This is a genomic window from Streptococcus bouchesdurhonensis (assembly GCF_948472335.1).
Genome location: NZ_CAOKTW010000003.1, coordinates 341,092 through 361,209 on the forward strand (window position 1 = coordinate 341,092; position 20,118 = coordinate 361,209).

General features: G+C 41.3%; 19 protein-coding genes. 4 read left to right on the plus strand and 15 right to left on the minus strand.

The window, feature by feature from the left end; translation table 11 throughout:
• Positions 1 to 73: 73 nt before the first annotated feature.
• Genes QMQ21_RS06925 through QMQ21_RS06940 form a run of 4 tightly spaced genes read left to right on the plus strand, consistent with a single transcriptional unit; the run spans position 74 to position 2,996 of the window.
• Positions 74 to 832 (plus strand): amino acid ABC transporter ATP-binding protein, encoded by a 759-nt coding sequence (locus tag QMQ21_RS06925; protein WP_001229569.1) that lies wholly within the window; start codon positions 74 to 76, stop codon positions 830 to 832.
• A gap of 10 nt (positions 833 to 842) precedes the next feature.
• Complete coding sequence (locus QMQ21_RS06930; RefSeq protein WP_261814156.1) at positions 843 to 1,637, plus strand: transporter substrate-binding domain-containing protein; 795 nt, start codon at positions 843 to 845, stop codon at positions 1,635 to 1,637.
• A gap of 12 nt (positions 1,638 to 1,649) precedes the next feature.
• Positions 1,650 to 2,327 carry an amino acid ABC transporter permease gene (locus tag QMQ21_RS06935; protein ID WP_261099851.1) on the plus strand — a complete coding sequence of 226 codons (678 nt, stop codon included), beginning with the start codon at positions 1,650 to 1,652 and terminating at the stop codon, positions 2,325 to 2,327.
• Between the two features lie 9 nt (positions 2,328 to 2,336).
• The gene (locus QMQ21_RS06940) at positions 2,337 to 2,996 is read left to right on the plus strand and encodes an amino acid ABC transporter permease (RefSeq protein ID WP_000443889.1); all 660 of its coding nucleotides are present in this window, start codon (positions 2,337 to 2,339) and stop codon (positions 2,994 to 2,996) included.
• 93 nt (positions 2,997 to 3,089) lie between these two features.
• Here the strand turns inward: QMQ21_RS06940 and QMQ21_RS06945 are convergent, their stop codons facing one another.
• The 15 genes from QMQ21_RS06945 to QMQ21_RS07015 all read right to left on the minus strand — a co-directional run bounded on the left by QMQ21_RS06945 (position 3,090) and on the right by QMQ21_RS07015 (position 20,110).
• Positions 3,090 to 4,220, minus strand: a complete 1,131-nt coding sequence (locus QMQ21_RS06945; RefSeq protein WP_000229944.1) for an ABC transporter ATP-binding protein — start codon at positions 4,218 to 4,220, stop codon at positions 3,090 to 3,092.
• Positions 4,221 to 4,332: 112 nt separating this feature from the next.
• The gene (locus tag QMQ21_RS06950; protein ID WP_261814157.1) at positions 4,333 to 5,202 is read right to left on the minus strand and encodes a PucR family transcriptional regulator; all 870 of its coding nucleotides are present in this window, start codon (positions 5,200 to 5,202) and stop codon (positions 4,333 to 4,335) included.
• Between the two features lie 3 nt (positions 5,203 to 5,205).
• On the minus strand, positions 5,206 to 5,592 hold the full coding sequence (locus tag QMQ21_RS06955; RefSeq protein WP_261814158.1) for a Mini-ribonuclease 3: 387 nt from the start codon (positions 5,590 to 5,592) through the stop codon (positions 5,206 to 5,208).
• On the minus strand, positions 5,585 to 6,928 hold the full coding sequence (cysS, locus tag QMQ21_RS06960) for a cysteine--tRNA ligase (protein WP_261814159.1): 1,344 nt from the start codon (positions 6,926 to 6,928) through the stop codon (positions 5,585 to 5,587). The genes QMQ21_RS06955 and cysS overlap by 8 nt, the downstream gene beginning before the upstream one ends.
• Positions 6,929 to 7,010: 82 nt before the next feature.
• Positions 7,011 to 7,895, minus strand: coding sequence for a GNAT family N-acetyltransferase (locus QMQ21_RS06965; protein WP_261814160.1), 885 nt, complete (start codon positions 7,893 to 7,895; stop codon positions 7,011 to 7,013).
• A gap of 11 nt (positions 7,896 to 7,906) precedes the next feature.
• Positions 7,907 to 8,524 (minus strand): serine O-acetyltransferase, encoded by a 618-nt coding sequence (gene cysE / locus QMQ21_RS06970; protein ID WP_023947868.1) that lies wholly within the window; start codon positions 8,522 to 8,524, stop codon positions 7,907 to 7,909.
• Between the two features lie 15 nt (positions 8,525 to 8,539).
• On the minus strand, positions 8,540 to 10,753 hold the full coding sequence (gene pnp, locus QMQ21_RS06975) for a polyribonucleotide nucleotidyltransferase (protein WP_261814161.1): 2,214 nt from the start codon (positions 10,751 to 10,753) through the stop codon (positions 8,540 to 8,542).
• Between the two features lie 449 nt (positions 10,754 to 11,202).
• Positions 11,203 to 12,069 (minus strand): methylenetetrahydrofolate reductase [NAD(P)H], encoded by an 867-nt coding sequence (gene metF / locus QMQ21_RS06980; RefSeq protein WP_000089967.1) that lies wholly within the window; start codon positions 12,067 to 12,069, stop codon positions 11,203 to 11,205.
• 102 nt (positions 12,070 to 12,171) lie between these two features.
• Complete coding sequence (gene metE, locus QMQ21_RS06985) at positions 12,172 to 14,421, minus strand: 5-methyltetrahydropteroyltriglutamate--homocysteine S-methyltransferase (protein ID WP_261814162.1); 2,250 nt, start codon at positions 14,419 to 14,421, stop codon at positions 12,172 to 12,174.
• Positions 14,422 to 14,945: 524 nt separating this feature from the next.
• Positions 14,946 to 15,239: a helix-turn-helix domain-containing protein gene (locus QMQ21_RS06990; RefSeq protein ID WP_261814163.1), complete on the minus strand. Its 294-nt coding sequence runs from the start codon at positions 15,237 to 15,239 to the stop codon at positions 14,946 to 14,948.
• Complete coding sequence (locus QMQ21_RS06995) at positions 15,229 to 15,594, minus strand: type II toxin-antitoxin system RelE/ParE family toxin (RefSeq protein WP_143952967.1); 366 nt, start codon at positions 15,592 to 15,594, stop codon at positions 15,229 to 15,231. The genes QMQ21_RS06990 and QMQ21_RS06995 overlap by 11 nt, the downstream gene beginning before the upstream one ends.
• A gap of 156 nt (positions 15,595 to 15,750) precedes the next feature.
• A complete protein-coding gene (locus tag QMQ21_RS07000; protein ID WP_261814164.1) occupies positions 15,751 to 16,116 on the minus strand; it encodes a TIGR02328 family protein in 366 nt (121 codons plus the stop codon).
• Positions 16,100 to 16,504: a YbgA family protein gene (locus QMQ21_RS07005; protein WP_261814165.1), complete on the minus strand. Its 405-nt coding sequence runs from the start codon at positions 16,502 to 16,504 to the stop codon at positions 16,100 to 16,102. Before QMQ21_RS07005 ends, QMQ21_RS07000 begins: the two co-directional genes overlap by 17 nt.
• A 103-nt stretch (positions 16,505 to 16,607) precedes the next feature.
• A complete protein-coding gene (locus QMQ21_RS07010) occupies positions 16,608 to 18,209 on the minus strand; it encodes a type I restriction-modification system subunit M (protein ID WP_261814166.1) in 1,602 nt (533 codons plus the stop codon).
• 35 nt (positions 18,210 to 18,244) lie between these two features.
• On the minus strand, positions 18,245 to 20,110 hold the full coding sequence (locus QMQ21_RS07015) for an AAA family ATPase (protein ID WP_261814167.1): 1,866 nt from the start codon (positions 20,108 to 20,110) through the stop codon (positions 18,245 to 18,247).
• Positions 20,111 to 20,118: the final 8 nt, after the last annotated feature.

A 20,118-nucleotide genomic window follows, 5' to 3' on the forward strand; every position in this document is an offset into this window, starting at 1 on the left:
CTGATATGATTTGACAAGAAAAATCTTTTGGTGTAGAATCATGTTATAAAATCTAACACAAAGGAGATTCCTTATGGCTTTAGTAGAATTTGAACACGTCGAAAAATATTACGGGGACTACCACGCACTCCGCGACATCAATCTCCGTTTTGAAAAAGGGCAAGTCGTTGTCCTCCTAGGCCCTTCTGGTTCAGGGAAATCCACTCTAATCCGTACCATCAATGGTTTAGAGGCTGTCGACAAAGGAAGTCTTCTAGTAAATGGTCACCAAGTTGCTGGTGCCAGCCAGAAAGATTTGGTGCCGCTTCGCAAGGAAGTCGGCATGGTTTTCCAGCATTTTAACCTCTATCCACACAAAACGGTGTTAGAAAACGTAACACTTGCGCCCATAAAAGTTCTAGGAATTGATAAAAAAGAAGCTGAAAAGACAGCCCAAAAATATCTGGAATTTGTAAATATGTGGGACAAGAAAGATTCTTATCCAGCCATGCTTTCTGGTGGACAAAAACAACGGATTGCCATCGCTCGTGGTCTTGCCATGCATCCTGAACTCCTCCTCTTTGATGAACCAACATCTGCCCTAGACCCTGAAACTATCGGCGATGTTCTAGCGGTTATGCAAAAATTGGCCCACGATGGTATGAATATGATTGTCGTTACCCATGAAATGGGCTTTGCCCGTGAAGTTGCGGATCGTATCATCTTTATGGCTGATGGAGAAGTTTTGGTGGATACGACAGATGTTGATGACTTTTTCGACAATCCAAGCGAACCTCGTGCCCAACAATTCCTCAGCAAAATCATCAACCACGAAAGTGACAAAGTAAAATAAGGAGGCGCCTATGAAAAAGAAATTCTTTTTATCCGCATTATTGATTATCCTTTTCGGCCTTGCTGCTACAAAACCAGTGCAGGCTGATACCAGTGTCGCAGACATTCAAAAGAGAGGCGAGCTAGTTGTTGGTGTGAAACAAGACGTTCCCAATTTTGGCTACAAGGATCCCAAGACAGGAACCTATTCTGGTATCGAAACTGACTTGGCCAAGATGGTAGCCGATGAACTCAAGGTCAAGATTCGCTATGTGCCTGTTACCGCACAAACTCGTGGACCCCTTCTAGACAATGAACAGGTCGATATGGATATCGCAACCTTTACCATCACGGACGAACGAAAAAAACTCTACAACTTCACCAGCCCTTACTACACAGATGCTTCTGGCTTTTTGGTCAATAAGTCTGCCAAAATCAAAAGCATCGAGGACCTAAACGGAAAAACCATCGGAGTTGCCCAAGGTTCCATTACCCAACGCCTGATTACTGAACTGGGTAAAAAGAAAGGCCTGAAGTTTAAATTCGTCGAACTCGGCTCCTACCCAGAATTGATTACTTCTCTACACGCTCATCGTATTGATGCCTTTTCCGTTGACCGCTCTATTCTATCTGGCTATATCAGTAAACGGACAGAACTGCTAAATGATAGTTTTAAGCCATCTGACTACGGTATCGTTACCAAGAAATCAAATACGGAGCTAAACAACTATCTTGATAACTTGGTTACTAAATGGAGCAAGGATGGTAGTTTGCAGAAACTTTATGACCGTTACAAGCTGAAACCATCTAGCCATACTGCAGATTAAGGAGGATACCCTATGACAGATTTATCATCTTGGACAGCCTATTTTCAGGATTTGGGACAATTTTTCAATGGTTTCCTCTTCACCCTTGCCCTAGCAATTGGATCCTTTATCCTCGCCATGGTTTTGGGCATCTTCTTTGGAGCTATGTCAACCAGCAAACGTCCCATTTTACGCATTTTAGCTCGCATCTTTGTGGAATTTTATCAAAACACTCCCCTCTTGGTGCAGTTTGTTATCGTTTTTTATGGTCTACCACTTATCAGTGACCATATCATCATGATTCCGATTTATTGGACGGCTGTTCTCTGCGTGGGACTCTATCACGGCGCCTATATCGCCGAGGTTATTCGCTCAGGCATTCAGTCTATTCCTAGCGGTCAAATGGAAGCCGCCTTGTCGCAAGGTTTTACTTATATCAGTGCTATGCGCTTGATTATCTTGCCTCAGGCCTTTCGTATCATTCTCCCTCCTTTGACCAACCAAATCGTCAACCTCATCAAAAACACCTCTACAGTCGCTATCATCTCTGGAGTGGACTTGATGTTTGTGACCAAGTCTTGGTCGGCACTTAACGGAAACTACATTCCAGCCTTTCTAGGTGCTGCCCTGCTCTACTTTTCTCTTTGCTTCCCTGTTGCCCAGTTTGGTCGCAAGATGGAGCAAGCCAACAAAAAAGCCTATTCACTTTAGGAGGTTACTATGGAATCCATTTTAGAAGTTTTGACCCCAGATAACCTAGTCTTTATCTTTAAAGGATTTGGCTTGACCCTCTATATTTCTCTGATTGCAATCGTCCTCTCTACCCTTATCGGAACGGTGCTAGCCGTCATGAGAAATGGGAAAAATCCTGTCTTGCGTATTATTTCCAGCATTTACATTGAATTTGTACGTAACGTTCCCAACCTCCTCTGGATTTTCACCATCTTTTTGGTGTTCAAGATGAAATCCACACCAGCCGGAATCACTGCCTTTACCCTCTTTACCTCAGCAGCCCTAGCTGAGATTATCCGTGGTGGCCTCAATGCTGTAGACAAGGGACAATACGAAGCAGGAATGTCACAAGGATTTACCTCTGCGCAAATCCTCTACCACATCATTCTCCCACAAGCAATCCGTAAAATGCTACCAGCCATCATTTCTCAGTTTGTAACCGTGATTAAGGATACCAGTCTTCTCTACTCTGTTATCGCCCTACAAGAACTCTTTGGAGCTAGCCAAATTCTCATGGGTCGTTATTTCGAACCAGAGCAAGTGTTTAGTCTTTATATCCTAATTGCCCTCATCTACTTCAGCTTCAACCTAGCAATTTCGAGCCTATCTCATATGCTGGCCAAACGTTGGCAACAAGCTGCAGAATAATAAATTAACTCTCCAAGTACATGGAGAGTTTTTTCTACGCAATCTCAAAAAAACACTGCCAGATTTCTAGCAGTGTTTTGAGTTTTATTTATCTTAGTAAACTGTTTTTTCAGTTTCTACATCGAAGAAGTGTGCTTTGTTCAAGTCAAATCCAAGTTCAACTGTTGCACCTGTTTGCAAGTAGTCACGAGCATCAACTTTGGCAACAAATTCATCTTTACCAACTTGGCAGTAAAGGTGAGATTCTGAACCAAGCAATTCTGATACAGAGATAGTAGCTTTGACAACTGATTCTGGGAATGTTTCAAGGAAAGCAGGTTCTGCATTCACGTCTTCTGGACGGATACCGAAGATCAATTCTTTACCTTCGTAGCCTTTGTCACGAAGAACTTTCAATGCTCCTTCTGGAACTTTCAAACGGAAACCGTCAGAAACAATTTCGCTACCAACCAATTTCACGTTGATGAAGTTCATAGCTGGGCTTCCGATGAATCCTGCTACGAATTTGTTAACTGGGTTTTTGTAAACTTCTTGAGGTGTACCGATTTGTTCTACACGTCCGATAGTACCTGTACCAGCAGGGTTTTTAGTTGCTGACATGATAACGATACGGTCTGCAAGTGTCATCGCTTCTGTTTGGTCGTGAGTTACGTAGATAGTTGTAGCTCCGATACGACGGTGGATTTTAGCGATTTCAGCACGCATAGATACACGAAGTTTTGCATCCAAGTTTGACAAAGGTTCGTCCATCAAGAATACTTTTGCATCACGGACGATGGCACGACCCATGGCAACACGTTGACGTTGACCACCTGAAAGGTCAGCTGGTTTACGATCCAAGAATTCTTTCAAACCGAGGATTGCAGCTGCTTCTTGCACACGTTTATCGATGTCTTCCTTGCTGTATTTACGCAATTTTAAACCGAAAGCCATGTTGTCATAAACAGTCATGTGTGGGTAAAGAGCGTAGTTTTGGAATACCATGGCGATGTCACGGTCTTTTGGAGCTACGTCGTTGACAACCACGCCATCGATAGATGCAGTACCTTCTGTGATGTCTTCAAGACCAGCAATCATACGAAGAGTTGTTGATTTACCACATCCTGAAGGACCTACGAAAACGATAAATTCTTTGTCTTTGATGTCCAAGTTGAAGTCTTCAACTGAGTAGTGTTCGCTGTTTGGATATTTTTTGTAAATATTTTTAAGATTCAATTCTACCATGAGGTGAACTCCTTTTGTCTTTTGATAGTTTTATTATAGATGAAAACGCTTTACTTTTCTATGGCAAGGTGACCAAAAAAACAAAAAAGTTCTGTGCAACTTGCACAAAACTTTAGAGAATATCTGGTAAAATCAATTGATAACACAGAGTCAGGTCTGTCAATTCCTTCAACTGAAGCCCTGTCAACTCTTCCCATTTATCAATCTTGTATTGGAGAGAATTGCGGTGCAAATAGAGTTGCTGGGCTGTTTTTGTTAGGACAGCACTTTTTTCCCAAAGAGAGAGAATGATTTCCTGAATCTGATCCTGGTCCAAAATCATCTGGTGCAGGCATTCTTTAATGACTCTCAGGTCCACGAGTCTTTCTCCCATACTCCAAAGATAGAGCTGAGAAAAAGTATGAACACCTTGGTGACCCTGACGCCACCAAGTCTTAAACAAATCCCGCTCAGCTTTGATTAAGTCTGATAGGGCTTGATTTCCCGTCTGAGACCAAACCTGGCCCAACATGATAGATAGACGCAGTCCAAAGTCATATTCAACCGCTTCAATCGTATCACTTAAAATAGCTCGTACAGAAGTGTATTTATCTTGTTGAAGCACGAAAACATAATCCTGAGCTCCGACCTGAAGCACCGTCTGACAGTTAGGAAAAAGGGTCCGCATCATATCCAGCCAAGAAGCTAGATTTTCCTGCTGAAAATAGGAAAGATGACAATAAACCAACTGAATCTTTTTAAAAGTTTGTGGTGCTTGTCCCTTGCCCTCAATCAGAAAAGAATACCAAGGATTGAGCGAACGAGCCTGCTCCTGCTGGCTCAAAAGGGCAACCAACTGCTTTTCACGCTCGCTGAGCTCAGCCTCCTCCAGCAAAATCCACTGCTGAGAAGCTAAAGGGAGTGTGAGATAGCCTTCTTTCTCTACTGGTTGGTCTGAAATCTGAGCTTCAGGAAACCAGTCTTGTAATTCTTTTGCCATCATGTCCTAGCCCTCCACTTTTTGGATGCACCACGAAATCAAGCTCTCAAGCCGTTTCAGATTTTCAGTCATATGGAGATAGCCCATCACAGCTTCAAAACCTGTGGACATACGGTAAGTCACCACATCAGCATTTTTGGCCTTGGTGTGGCTATTGGTATTGCGACCACGTTTGTAGATTTCCTCTTCTTTTTCCGTCAGGATTTGCTCCTCTAACATAAGGGAAATCAGGCGAGCCTGAGCCTTGGCTGACACATACTTGGTTGCTTCTTGATGGAGTTTATTGGGTTTGGTCATGCCTTTAAGAATGAGGTGACGACGAATATACATAGAATACACCGCATCTCCCTCAAATGCTAGCGCAATCCCGTTAATGAGATTGACATCAATCACGTGTCCACCTCACTCCATCCTTGGTGTCAAGAAGCTTAATTCCTTGAGCCGCTAATTGGTCACGGATTTGGTCCGCTGTAGCAAAGTCACGATTGGCACGTGCTTCTTGGCGTTTTTGGATTAAAGCTTCAATCTCTGCATCTAGAACATCCTCAACAAAGACAATTCCAAAGACCTCTAACATATCCGCAAGAGCTTCCTTAACACTTGCATCATAGTTGCCAGAGTTGATCCATTTAGCCATTTCAAAGACTACTGTGATACCGTTAGCAGAGTTGAAATCCTCATCCATAGCAGCTACAAACTTGTCTTTAAAGTCCTGTAACTCTTGAGCATCTACAGTCCCAGAAAATGGTTGCTCATAGGTGTTCTTCAGATACTTGAGATTGGTCTCTGCATCACGCACTGCCTTTTCCGTAAAGTTGATAGGCTTACGGTAATGTTGTGTCGCAAAGAAGAAACGAAGCACTTGCCCATCGAGGGTTTTGAGGGCATCGTGCACTGTGATAAAGTTGCCCAAGGATTTGGACATCTTGACATTATCGATATTGACAAAGCCATTGTGCATCCAGTAGTTAGCAAAGGTCTTGCCTGTTTTGGCTTCTGACTGGGCAATTTCATTGGTATGGTGAGGAAACTCTAGGTCAGCTCCACCACCGTGAATATCAATGGTGTCGCCCAAAATCTCTGTCGACATGACTGAACACTCGATGTGCCAGCCCGGACGACCAGGTCCCCAAGGACTGTCCCAAGAAATCTCGCCTGATTTGGCAGATTTCCAGAGGGCAAAGTCTACAGGATTTTCCTTACGAGCTGTTTCTTCATCGGTACGACCTGAAGCACCCAGCTCCAAATCTTCCAAGGTTTTATTAGCCAACTTGGCATAGTTATGAGATTTTTCCACACGGAAATAGACATCTCCTTGACTCTCGTAGGCAAAGCCTTTTTCAATCAAATCTTCCACAAAGCGGATGATGTCAGCCATAAACTCCACCACACGCGGATGGCGGGTCGCAGGTTTGACGCCCAAGGCTGTCACATCCTCACGAAAGGCAGCGATGTACTTGTCCGCAACCTCCTGAGGCGTGATACCTTCATCCTTGGCACGGTTGATAATCTTATCATCCACATCCGTGAAATTAGAAATATAGGCAACCTCGTAGCCACGGTATTCGAAATAACGACGAATGGTATCAAAAGCCACCGTTGAACGGGCATTCCCCACGTGGATATAGTTATACACGGTTGGCCCACAGACATACATCTTAACCTTACCGTCCTCGATGGGGACAAATTTTCGCAAATCACGAGACATGGTGTCATAGATTTTAATCATAAAATAATAGTCAGGAAATCCAAAATTCAAGAACAGTTAGTTTCATCACTAAGAGTTCAATTGAATTTCAGTCCGAATATCTCTACACTTCGGAATCCCTTGCTCCTTTCTCATCCAGATAAACTACCTGAGTCTGTTTGACAAAGCCAATTTTTTCATACAAACGTTTGGCACCTACATTGCTATCTTCCACTGCAATCTGAAATTCCTTATCATTTTGCTCAATTAGTTGGTTGACGAGGGATTTTGCTAAGTAGCTCCCATAACCTTTCCCACGTTCAGGTTCAGATATTGCTAAACCGTAGAAGTAATTCGTATTAGTCGATAAATCTACCGTGCAAGTTCCAATAACCTGACCGTCTTTTAATAAAATATATAAGCAACTTTCTGGATCCTTCAGAGCTTCAGCGACATATCTATCCACAACTTCTCTAGATTCATGTTCCTCTGAAAATACCTGAAATTTTAACTGACTAATTTGATTTTGATACGAACTATCTGCTAACAAAACTTCAAGATTGGAAAGCTTTGCTAACGGATAAGGTCTTCTATCCTTACCTAACCAAGTTTCTGTCTCTTCATCCTCGACCAATCCCCAGTTGCTGACAAAATCAGGATAACGGTCTAGAAAAATACGTTCTGTCTGAAAAGTGACTGAACAAATAGAGAAAGAAGCTGTTTCTCTCTCAAAACTAGTAAACAATGCACGCGCAATTCCCTGACGGCGATGAGCTGGATGAACCAGTATCGTCACTTCTACATCTTGATCATCTGCATAGACAGTTAATAAACCAACAAGTTCGCCTTTTTCATAATAAAGGAAAAAGGCAGGCATGTTTGGGTCAAAATTAAGCATGTTAGAGAGATAGGGATCACGATAGGTACCGTCATAGTTTTGGCAACAGTTAATTAGTTTTTTCGCCTCAGATAGCTCCTCTTGGCTTAACTTATTTTTGGCTTGAATCATATCGGTATCCTCTACAACCCAGACGATCTGTGACTAGCTTCTTTAGCCTGCTCTAGTTTATTGACGTAATACTCTCGTTTTTCTTCAACTTCGTGAATGACCGGCTCATCCTTCTTACCATGTACACGGACAATCTTGGCCGGAATACCGACAACCGTCACATCACTAGGTACGTCTGCCACGACAACTGCTGCTGCACCGACCTTAGCATTTTCGCCGATTTCCACTGGTCCGATAACTTGGGCATGAGCAGATATAAGCGCTCCTTTGCGAACGGTTGGATGGCGTTTGCCACAGTCTTTCCCTGTTCCCCCAAGAGTCACTCCGTGATAAAGGAGAACACCTTTTTCAAGAATAGCTGTCTCCCCAATCACCAAACCAGAGCCATGGTCGATAAAGACACCTGAATCAATCTGGGCGCCTGGATGAATCTCAATCTGAGTCCAAAAGCGCCAAAACTGACTGTGCATACGAGCCAGGAGTTTGAAGCCATGCTTCCAGAGAAAATGCGAAAGACGGTGGGCCGCCAAAGCCTTGACACCTGGATAAGTCAGCAAAACCTCCAAAGTGGTGCGGGCCGCTGGATCATTTTCTTTTACGATATCAATGGTTTCGCGCCACCATCCCATACATTTCTCCTTTTCTTATTCTGAATCTTTTGGTGTTTCTGTAAATTCTTTCTTAGGTTTGTGGTCCTTGTGATGACGTGGGCGGTGAGGTTTCTCAGACTTTTCGCCTTTTTCATCACGTTCAGGTTTTGGAGGACGAGGAAGAAGGGCTTTCATAGAAGCATCCACACGTCCTTTTTCATCAATTTTGATAATCTTAACATCAACTTCATCACCGATTGCTACTAAGTCTTCGACATTATTGGTACGCGTCCAAGCCATCTCCGAGATATGAACAAGGGCATCTGTCTTATCAAAGAGGTTAACAAAGGCACCAAATTTCTCGATACGAACGACTTTAGCACGGTAAACTTCGTCCACCTTAGCTTCACGGACCAAACCAGCAATAATTTCTTTAGCACGGTTAATAGCATCTTGGTCGCTAGAGTAGATAGACACATTTCCTTCTTCATCGATATCAATCTTAACACCTGTTTCGGCGATAATCTTGTCGATGGTTTCTCCACCCTTACCGATGACAATCTTGATTTTATCCACATCAATCTTGATCGTATCAATTTTTGGAGCAGTTGGAGCCAATTCTGGACGAACTTCTGGAATGGTTGCTTCAATCACATCAAGGATTTCAAAACGCGCTTTCTTAGCTTGAGCAAGGGCCTCAGTCAAGATTTCTGCAGTAATCCCTTGGATCTTGATATCCATCTGAAGGGCTGTAATCCCGTCACGAGTACCTGCAACCTTAAAGTCCATGTCTCCAAAGTGGTCTTCCAAACCTTGGATATCTGTCAAGACAGTGTAGTTATTTCCATCTGAGATGAGACCCATGGCAATACCAGCTACTGGTGCCTTGATTGGCACACCACCAGCCATAAGAGCAAGCGTTCCAGCACAGATAGAGGCTTGAGAAGAAGAACCATTTGATTCTAAAACTTCTGCTACCAGACGGATAGCGTATGGGAATTCTTCCAAACTTGGCAAAACTTGAGCAAGGGCACGCTCACCAAGGGCACCGTGACCAATTTCACGACGACCTGGCGCACCATAACGACCAGTTTCCCCTACAGAGTATTGAGGGAAGTTATAGTGGTGCATAAAGCGTTTCTTGTACTCAGGATCCAAACCATCGACGATTTGAGTTTCACCCATCGGAGCTAAGGTCAAGACTGAAAGGGCCTGAGTTTGTCCACGAGTGAAAAGACCTGAACCGTGCACACGTGGTAAGAAGTCAACAACCGCATCCAAAGGACGGATTTCATCGACTTTACGACCATCAGGACGCACCTTGTCTTCTGTAATCAAACGGCGCACTTCAGCGTGTTCCATTTGTTCCAAAATTTCAGCCACATCACGCATGATACGGTCAAATTCTTCGTGGTCTGCATATTTTTCTTCGTAAACAGCAGTAACTTGGTCCTTAACTGCTTGAGTTGCAGCTTCACGAGCCAATTTTTCTTCTACTTGAACCGCTTTTTGGAGGTCACTGTTGTAGGCTGCGATGATTTCAGCTTGCAAGTCCGCATCCACATGAAGCAATTCCACTTCTGCTTTTTCCTTACCAACAGCAGCAACAATTTCTTCTTGGAAGGCAATCAATTCTTTGACTGCTTCATGCCCTTTAAGAAGAGCTTCCAACATGATTTCTTCTGACAATTCTTTGGCACCAGACTCAACCATGTTGATAGCGTGTTTGGTACCAGCTACTGTCAATTCAAGAAGCGACTGCTCTGCCTGTTCTTGACTAGGGTTGATGATGATTTGACCATCGACATAACCCACCTGTACCCCAGCGATTGGTCCGTCAAATGGAATATCTGAGATAGAAAGTGCCAAGGATGAACCAAACATAGCAGCCATTGGTGCAGAAGCATTTTCATCATAAGAAAGTACTGTATTGATGACTTGAACTTCATTACGGAAACCTTCCGCAAACATAGGACGGATTGGACGGTCAATCAAACGCGCTGTCAATGTCGCATCCGTTGAAGGACGTCCTTCACGTTTCATAAAGCCACCAGGAAACTTCCCAGCCGCATACATTTTTTCTTCGTAGTTGACTTGAAGAGGGAAGAAATCTCCAGTTGCCATTTTCTTAGACATAACGGCAGCAGTCAAGACAGTTGACTCACCGTAACGTACAACAACAGAGCCATTTGCTTGCTTAGCAACCTGACCAGTCTCTACGATCAACTCACGACCCGCAAAAGTCGTTTGAAACACTTGTTTTGTCATTTTAATCCCCTTTGGATTGATGAAATTATACGCCTTGCCTACAAAGATCAAGATACTAAGGACGTCAAAAGCAAAGTAAAAATAGGAAACTGACGAAGTCTTCGATGAAGACAAGACAGTTTATCTTTTTACACAGCTTTTCGGCCGGGTTCAATTACACAAGATAGCATTCGATTGACGCAGTGTACCATGTACACCAGGAAATCTATCTTTTTCACTAGGGATTTAGCCCGTGTTCAACTATTAGATACTTTGAAAAGTTTAAAAATATTATTCTTTAGTATTTTTCCTTTTTATAGCAGATTTGAATAGTTAAAAATCTGTTTATACCCTCATCTTTGTATCAAGTACGTACAGAGTCTATTTTATCATATTTTTCTTAAAAAGTGCGGTCTTTACCATTAAAAAGGAACCATTCCCCTCACTTGAGAAGAATGGTTTGCTTTTTATTATCCTAGAGACTGGTGATTAAACAAGGCATGGGTTGCTTGGTGGATGTATTTTGCTGTTTCTGCATTGTTCATGGTGTAGAGATGCACACCTGCAACATCCTGAGTTACCAAGTCCACGATTTGGTCCACTGCATAGGCAAGTCCTGCTGCTCTGAGCGACTCAGGGTCATGCTCATACTTGTCTAAGATGGCTTTAAATTTGCGTGGAAGATGGATATTCTCACAAGTCTTCAAGAGGCGGAGAGCCTGATTTCGATTCAGAATTGGCATAATCCCTGCATGAATGGGAACATCAATCCCAGCCAAGATGCACTTGTCTTGGAAATCATAGAAGCGCTCATTGTCAAAGAAAAGCTGAGTTACAAGGCTCGAACAACCTGCATCTACTTTCTTCTTAAGATTTTGAATATCTGAAATCTGATTTGGTGAATCTGGATGACCTTCTGGATAACAAGCTCCAACAATATCAAAGTGAGGGGCTTGTTCCTTGATGAACTCAATCAAGTCGGTTGCGTAACGAAAATCCTTTTGCGGCTCCACATCTGGAATAATATCCCCACGAAGAGCCAAGATTTTCTGCACCCCAACCTTGTCCAAGTCTGCAATAGTTTCAGCAACCTTGTCCTTGGTCAGATAGATAGCTGGCAAGTGAGCAATAGTCGGAATCGCCAAGTCATTTTGGATAAAGTCAGCCAAACGGACCGTCGTTTCCTTGATATTAAATTTATTATTGCTGGCAGTCACACTAATAAAGTGGGGAGCCAATTCCTGCATGTCTTGAAGAGCAGAAATAATGTTATCATTACCCACGGCTGGGTTTGGAGGGAACACTTCAAATGAGAGTGACGGTGTTTGGCGTGACATAGTCATTATCCTTTTCTAGTTGATTTTTTTCGTTAGCTGGATTCCTAGAATCCAAGTGAAACAGGCAGATTGACCAAACAGCGCTTCTTGAGAAATCCTATCTTACAATTTCTCACGCGCAGCTTTAGCTGCTTCAACAAGGCGGATCAAGCTTTCTTTTGTTTCTGGAATACCACGTGTTTTCAAACCACAGTCAGGGTTGATCCAAACTTTCTTGCTTGGCACTTTAGCAAGGATGGCTTCGATTGTATTGTCGATTTCGCCTTCATTTGGCACACGAGGTGAGTGGATATCGTAAACCCCAGGTCCTACTTCTGTTTGGAAATTTTTCGATTTGAGTTCGTCCAAGATTTCAAGGTTTGAACGGCTTGCCTCAAATGAGATAACGTCCGCATCCATGTTGTCGATAGCTGGGATGATATCTGTAAATTCTGAGTAACACATGTGAGTGTGGATTTGTGTATCTGGCGCTACTGTTGAGTGTACCAAGCGGAAGGCAGGAATTGCCCAGTCAAGGTAGTCTTCGTACCAGTCGCTACGACGGAGTGGTAATTTTTCACGAAGAGCAGCCTCATCGATTTGGATGATTTTCACACCAGCAGCTTCAAGGTCAAGCACCTCATCCTTGATAGCAAGGGCGATTTGAAGAGTTGAATCCTTGATAGAGATGTCTTCACGTGGGAATGACCAGTTGAGGATGGTAACAGGTCCAGTCAACATACCTTTAACAGGTTTGTTTGTACGGCTTTGTGCATAGCTAGACCATTTAACAGTAATAGGGTTAAGACGAGTGACATCACCCCAGATGATTGGTGGTTTAACTCCACGCATACCGTATGATTGTACCCAACCATTTTTAGAGAAGAGGTAACCTGACAAGTTTTGACCGAAGTACTCAACCATGTCGTTACGCTCAAATTCACCGTGAACAAGGACATCAAAGTCGATATCTTCTTGCCATTTGATCCATTCATCGATCGTTTCAGCAAGGAAAGCATCGTACTCTTCTTGAGACAATTCACCTTTACGGTAAGCCAAACGTTTCGCACGAACTTCTTTAGTTTGAGGGAATGAACCGATAGTTGTTGTTGGAAGAGCTGGAAGTTTGAAAGCTTCTTCTTGGATAGCTTCACGTTCTGCAAAGGCTGGCAAACGAGTGTAGTCTGCGTCTGTCAAGCCAGCGATACGCGCACGAAGTTCAGCATTTTCACCTACACGCTCAGTCGCAAAGAGTTCTTTGTTAGCTGCAAGTGCTTCTTCACCTTGACCGTTGCGGATAGCATCCAAATCACGGATTTCATCCAATTTTTCAACTGCAAAAGCAAAGTGGTTCAAGATAGCTGGTTCAAATTCTTCGTTAGCTGTTGTAAATGGCACATGAAGAAGTGAGCATGAGCTTGTCAAGACAATGTTTTCAGCTGGGATTTGCTCAAGAACAGCCAAGCTCTTTTCATAGTTGTTACGCCAGATGTTTTTACCATTGACAATACCTGCATAAAGAGTCTTATCAGCTGGGAAACCACCTTTAACCAATTCAAGAGTTTTCTTACCTTCAACGAAGTCAAGACCGATAGCATCTACTGGCAAGTTTACAAGGTCAGCGTAAACGTCACGAACGTCTCCGAAGTAAGTTTGAAGCAAGACTTCAAGACCTTTTTTGTCAGACAAGAGTTTGTTGTAGATGTTCAAGAAGAGAGCTTTTTCTTCAGCTGTCAAGTCTTTTACAAGAGCCGCTTCGTCGAGTTGGATGCGAGTCGCACCAAGTTCTGCCAATTTTGCAAAAACTTCTTGATAAGCAGCAACTAAGCTGTCTACGAAGTCTTCTGCTTTCACGCCTTCTTCAAAGTCTGACAATTGAAGGAAAGTGAATGGACCTACAAGAACTGGACGAGTGTTCAATCCAAGTTCTTTTGCTTCTTGGAACTCATCAAAGATTTTGTGACCTGCGAGTTTGACTTGAGTGTCTTTTTCAAACTTAGGAACGATGTAGTGGTAGTTGGTATTGAACCATTTTTTCATTGGAAGGGCGCGAACGTCCCCTTTTTCTCCTTGATAACCACGACCCAAAGCGAAGTAGCGCTCAAGATCAGACAAGTCCAAGTTTTGAACTGAAGCAGGTACCACGTTGAAAAGGAAAGCTGCATCTAGGAAGTTGTCATAGTGAGAAAAGTCATTTGATGGAATTTCAGTGATGCCTTTTTCTTTGACAATGTTCCAGTGTTTAGCACGCAAGTCTTTTGCTGCTGCCAAGAGTTCTTCTTCTGAGATTTCTTTTCTAAAGTATTTTTCAGTTGTAAATTTTAATTCGCGGAATTCTCCCAAACGAGGGAAACCGATGATTGTAGTTGACATGATGTGTCCTCCAAAATTTGTTGTTGAAACTATCTTAACAGAAAAGAAAGCGTCTGTATAATTGTAAAAAATTAGGCTTTGATATAGTTTGAAACTATATCTCTGTTTTAGACAAAAGAAAAAGACTTGAGACAAATGCCTCAAATCCTTTGTGTAGCTTGTTTTATAGATTTATTTCAGTTAGACGGTTCAAACGCGTTATTAGTAATTCTTATAAGTGACTATGGCTTGTTATTAGAAAAGACTATAGGTTGATTTTTCTTTTGTAATTCTGATATTTCCCTGAAAAGTGCGGATGGGAGCAACTTACTTCGTAATTTCATCCCTAATTTTTGAGCCAGAATGTCTCAAAAATTCCGTTCTAGATAATAATAAATTATTATCTAGAATACCACTATAGCGGGAAATATCTGCTAAAAGCTCACTTCGTTCGCACTTGATATAAATAAAGCATAATTTTTCTATATTATACACTTGAGGCACTATAACTGTTAAATTTGTTAAAGTTTTCCAACCTCTTCCTATCAACTTTTCCCCTGTTCAAGTGGGACGACTGCTAGTGTCTTTCCTAAACTGGCTAGGACTTTTAAGACTGTTTCCAACTGAGGGCTAGTCTTACCTGTTTCCATCCTAGCTATGACAGGCTGGCTCACTCCACTGAGTTCCTCTAGCTTTTTCTGGCTGATTCCTTGCTCATGTCTGGCCTCAATCAACTCACTCATGATAGCCACTCGCATATCACTTTCAAGGATTTCCTCCTTGGTAAAGAGTTCTGACCGGACATCCTTCCAGTTACTCCCAATAGCACTATTCTTCATCACTTAACCCTCTTTCTTTTAAGTCCTTCAGTTCACGCTTGGCTTTTTCAATTTCTCTTCTAGGAGTTTTCTGAGTCTTTTTGACAAAATGATGTAAAAGAACAAAACTACCATCAAGCCACGCTATAAATAAAATTCGATTTCTCAAAGGTCTTAGTTCCCATATCTCATCTTCCAAGTGTTTCATATAGGGTTCCCCAGCTCTCGTCCCATGCTGACTAAGCAACTCGATATAGTCATTTAGTTTATTGAGTTTGATGCGACTATCCTTACTTTTCTGACTAGCCAATTCTCTCATATAATCCAAAACTGGCTCGTTTCCATTTTTGTCCTTATAGAAGTAAATCGTATGCACCAAGCAACCTCTTTCTAATTAAATTATAACTCAAAAGTTATTAAAAGTAAATCTGAACACTCATAAAAAGAAGACCTTAGAAAAACTCTAAAGGTCTCATCTTTATTATTCGAAAAAATTACGAGAAGAGTTATAAATTGAAGGCAATCCTTACTATTATTCCAGCTCAATCCCCTTCTCTCGAAGATTTGCCAGACACTCCTCATAGTAGGAAGCATCATGCTCGCTATATATAGGACTTTTCAGCTTTTCCTCTACTAAGTCTTGATAAGAAGGACAAATCTTACCACGGTAGTTCTTGTCCATCCACTCTGGACTGACATTATAGCCTCGGTTAGCCATCTCCTTCATGATCAAGTCATGATAGGCATAGAGACGATAGGGCGAGTAGGTAAAGACATAGTCAACCGTTGCATGCTTTCTGCCCCAGCCATTGCCACGGAGGGCACAGCACTCTCGATGCTGCCCCAAAAGTTGAGGACGGGGAAGTTGTGACATCAAAGCCTCATGCCAAAGTCTCATGAGAATCTCCTTTCAGCAAGGTAGAATTTTGCAGATAAGCATTTGGGTAAAGTTCAAGCAACTCTCTCGTCTTAACAATCAAGTCTTGTTTGGAAGCTTGACCAAAGCGGTAGCGATCCAACAAGAGCATATAATCCTTGCGCTCAGCATCTGTCGCTTTCTTTTTGAAATAGCCCCAAATATGCTGAAAGGCATTGCAAACCTGACCCCTGTGTTCTGGAATCTGACAGGCACGATCGATCAGTTCTTGAACATGACTTACCTCCACCTCTTCATTCTTCAAGTATTGGCGGATCTCATTGTAAATATTGCTAGAACGACTCAAAACGAGGTATTTGTTTCTAGCCCAGAGTTGCTGGCAAAGGGCACGTTTGTTGTTAGTTTCCATATTTCTCCTTACTTTCTACTAGTTCCCCGGAAATATGGAAACAAAGTTATATCTTAAAAATGAGCGAATTATGAATGGAATATGAGCGAATCAATTACTCCCATCACCCTTTAAACTCTTTCAAAAACTCTTTAAGTTCGGTATCGGCTTCTGGTGTGGTTCCGTGGAGTTGACCGAGCATTTCAAGTAAAGAAGCGGTTTGGTTTTGGATGGCTTGATTTGTCGTGTTAATCTTGCTGACGATATCTGTCAGTGGTTCGACTTCTTCTTCCTCGAAGGTATCTACATAGCGAGGGATATTGAGGTTATAGTCATTTTCAACGATTTCTTCATAACTTGCCAGATGGGCAAACTTGTCAATCTCCTCACGAGACTTGTAAGCTTCCAGAATCTTCTCGATGTGAGCATCCGTCATGATATTCTGATTTTTTCCCTTATCAAACTCCTTAGAAGCATCGATAAAGTAGACATCACGATTGGTACGGTTCTTTTTGAGAATGATAACCGTGGTCGGAATGCTGGTATTAAAGAAGATATTAGCAGGAAGACCAATTACCGTATCAATGGCTCCTTCTTCTAACAAGGCCTTGCGAATGGTTCCTTCTGCATTTCCACGGAAAAGAACACCGTGGGGAAGGACGATAGCCATGACTCCATTATCCTGCTTGAGATGGTAGTAACCATGCAAAAGAAAGGCAAAGTCAGCCTTAGACTGGGGTGCCAGTTTCCCAAAAGGAGAGAAACGAGGATCCGCCATAAAGCCAGAGCTAGCAGACCACTTGGCTGAGTATGGAGGGTTCATCAGAACACCGTCAAAGTTGGTCGGTTCTTGAGTCGGCCAGTCTTCATCCAGTGTATCAGCATTGTGGAGGAATTGATTTTCAACTGGAACACCGTGTAGGATCATGTTCATCCGAGCCAAGTTATAGGTCGAAGTATTGAGCTCCTGACCAAAGTAGACCACTGTCTGCGGTTTATGAGAGTATTTCTTGGCATTGAGCAAGAGAGAGCCAGACCCCATGGTCGCATCATAGATGGTAAAGCCCAGCTGGTCCTCACGACCCAAAAAGGCAATCTGAGTCATAAGTTTGGCAACAGGCTGAGGTGTATAGAACTCACCAGCTTTCTTACCCGAATCAGTCGCAAACTGACCAATCAGATACTCATAGGCATCCCCCAGCATATCACCAGCATGACCAGCCACATCTAGCACAGCCAACTCCTTCATGACTGCTGCCACCGTTTGGTTTTGCTTTTGCGGAGTCGCCCCTAGCTTTTTGGAATAGAGGTCAATATCTTCAAAGAGGTTTTCATAGAGTTCGTCACTCTGCTCAATATCACGAAAGCCCTGAGCCAAATCTTCCAGCTGGAAAATCCCCTCATTGACACGCGCTACTAGAGCCGTAAAAGTCAACTCAGGCTTGATACTATAGTTGAGTTCATCCTTCATAACTGCAAGAAGATCCTCGTGGGTATCCGCATCCTCATAGTAGTTGCGATAGACCTCAAGGGCAGCCTCTAGACTCTCACTCCCTTCCTCCATAGTCTCCGCCACGAAAAAGAGCATCTTGTCTGACAGATACTTATAAAAGACCATGCCCAAAAGATAGGACTTGTAGTCATTGGCATCCATCTTAGATCGAAGAACATCCGCTGAGTTCCACAGGGCTTGGTAAAGCGACTGGGAAGTTTGTGTTGTTTCCATAATGTTTCTTTCTTTTTATTAATTCAAAAATCTAACTATCTGTCCAGTAGTTTCTTTTCTAATTCTTCAAAATATTTATGTCGTAATTTTTTCTGTAAATCATTATCCAATGCAATACGCCTTAAAGATTTATCTTTAAAGTTTGGAACTACTTTCGTATTTCCTCTATGATTAATTATTTCATTTTTTAAGTTACAAATCTTTAAAATTTTCGAAAAATCTGAAGAAGCTATGCTATCTTCCACCATTTTAGTTATATTTTCTAATGTTACAGTTATATCAAATTTTTCTGATAAATTTTCTAAAAATGTCCGTGCTTCATCCTCGGTTGGTTCTCTTGTTTCTATCAAATTCCCTTCCATAAATTCATCAAGTTTCTTTTTCAAGGCAATTCGTATTATCTTATCTTTATTTGTTGTACATAAACCAATAACAGTGTCTCGAAGCTTATTAATTTTTTGTTTTTTATCTTCCTCATCATCAGATAGAACAGAATTCACCATTTCTTCATCTACCAAAAGCATCTCTATCTCATTAAAAGGGAGCACAAAAATATTTTTCTTTTTATAGCTTTCAATTCTTGCCTCATCCATCCAGTCATAATCAATAATGCCGTATGCTTTATTACCATATGTTTCCTCTAATTTATTGTAAGCTTTTGTGTATTGAATAACTTGTTTATGCCCTTGAACTGGTTTGACAAAACAAAATTCACTGAATAATTTGGAATATATTTGATAGTCCAGACTATTTTTAGTTCCTTCGCAAAACAAAATTGGCTTTTTTGCACCAGATACTTCAGTTAATAATGGTAATGGTATTTCTTGTGATTCTTCCAACACCTGATAATCCAAATCATAAGGTGCTTCAAAATTCTTACACCATATATAGGTTGCATTTGTTCTAGATTGAACAAAGTCCATGTTATGTGAAGCAAAAATAAATTGACAATCAGGTCGCTCTGATATGAGCAAATCCCATAATTCATTATAGACGGCAGCATTTAGAAATGTTTCTGGTTCGTCAACGACAATATAGCTATTCTCTGGAGCTAGAAGAACACTGCCTATATAAAATAAAATACAACGTTCTCCATCACTAAGACCATTTATACTATATTTAGAGTGATTTTTTTCAACGTTTACAATTATCTTTATAGGATCAATTTCAAAACTAATTTCTGGTTTAATTTTATTCCATATTTTTTCTAATTTTTGCCACAAAGATAATGACGAATCGTTTTGTCCTCTGAATTTATAAGTAGCCACAACCATAACATCTTTTACTAATAGTGTTATTAAGTTAGTAAAAGTATTTGAAAAATTCTCTTCAATATTTGATGGATACAAATTAATGGTATCGTATTTAATATTTGTCTTTTTCAAATCGAGAATGTAATTCTCTTGTTCAATATTATTACGATTATGAATATTAGACACAAAATACAATAGTTTTTGAGCAGGCAAAACATACATCTCATCTATATTATTCTTTCTTAACTCATTAATAAGACTTGATTTCCCTGCTCCATTAGCTCCTATTATAACAGTTGTAGAATCCACTTTCGAAATAAATGAGAAAAGTTTAATTACTTTAAAATTCTCTAAAATTTGAGGTAAATTTGTTTCATACATATAAACATCACTACCATGACAACTAAATATATTTCCTAACCAATTCTCACGTAGTTTTTTATACTTTTCTGTCACATAACCAGATAAAAACTCATCATCTAGTTCGTTATTAACCAAATCAATAAGGGTAGAAAACCAATCATCTACTTGTTGGTAGCTAGTCTTATATGATTCTTGTTCATAATCAGCTAATTCACTAAAGATATCTTGAAGTCTTTTCTTTTCAAATTTTAAATTTTCAATTAAATCTTTAATAGAGCTATACATAATTCCTC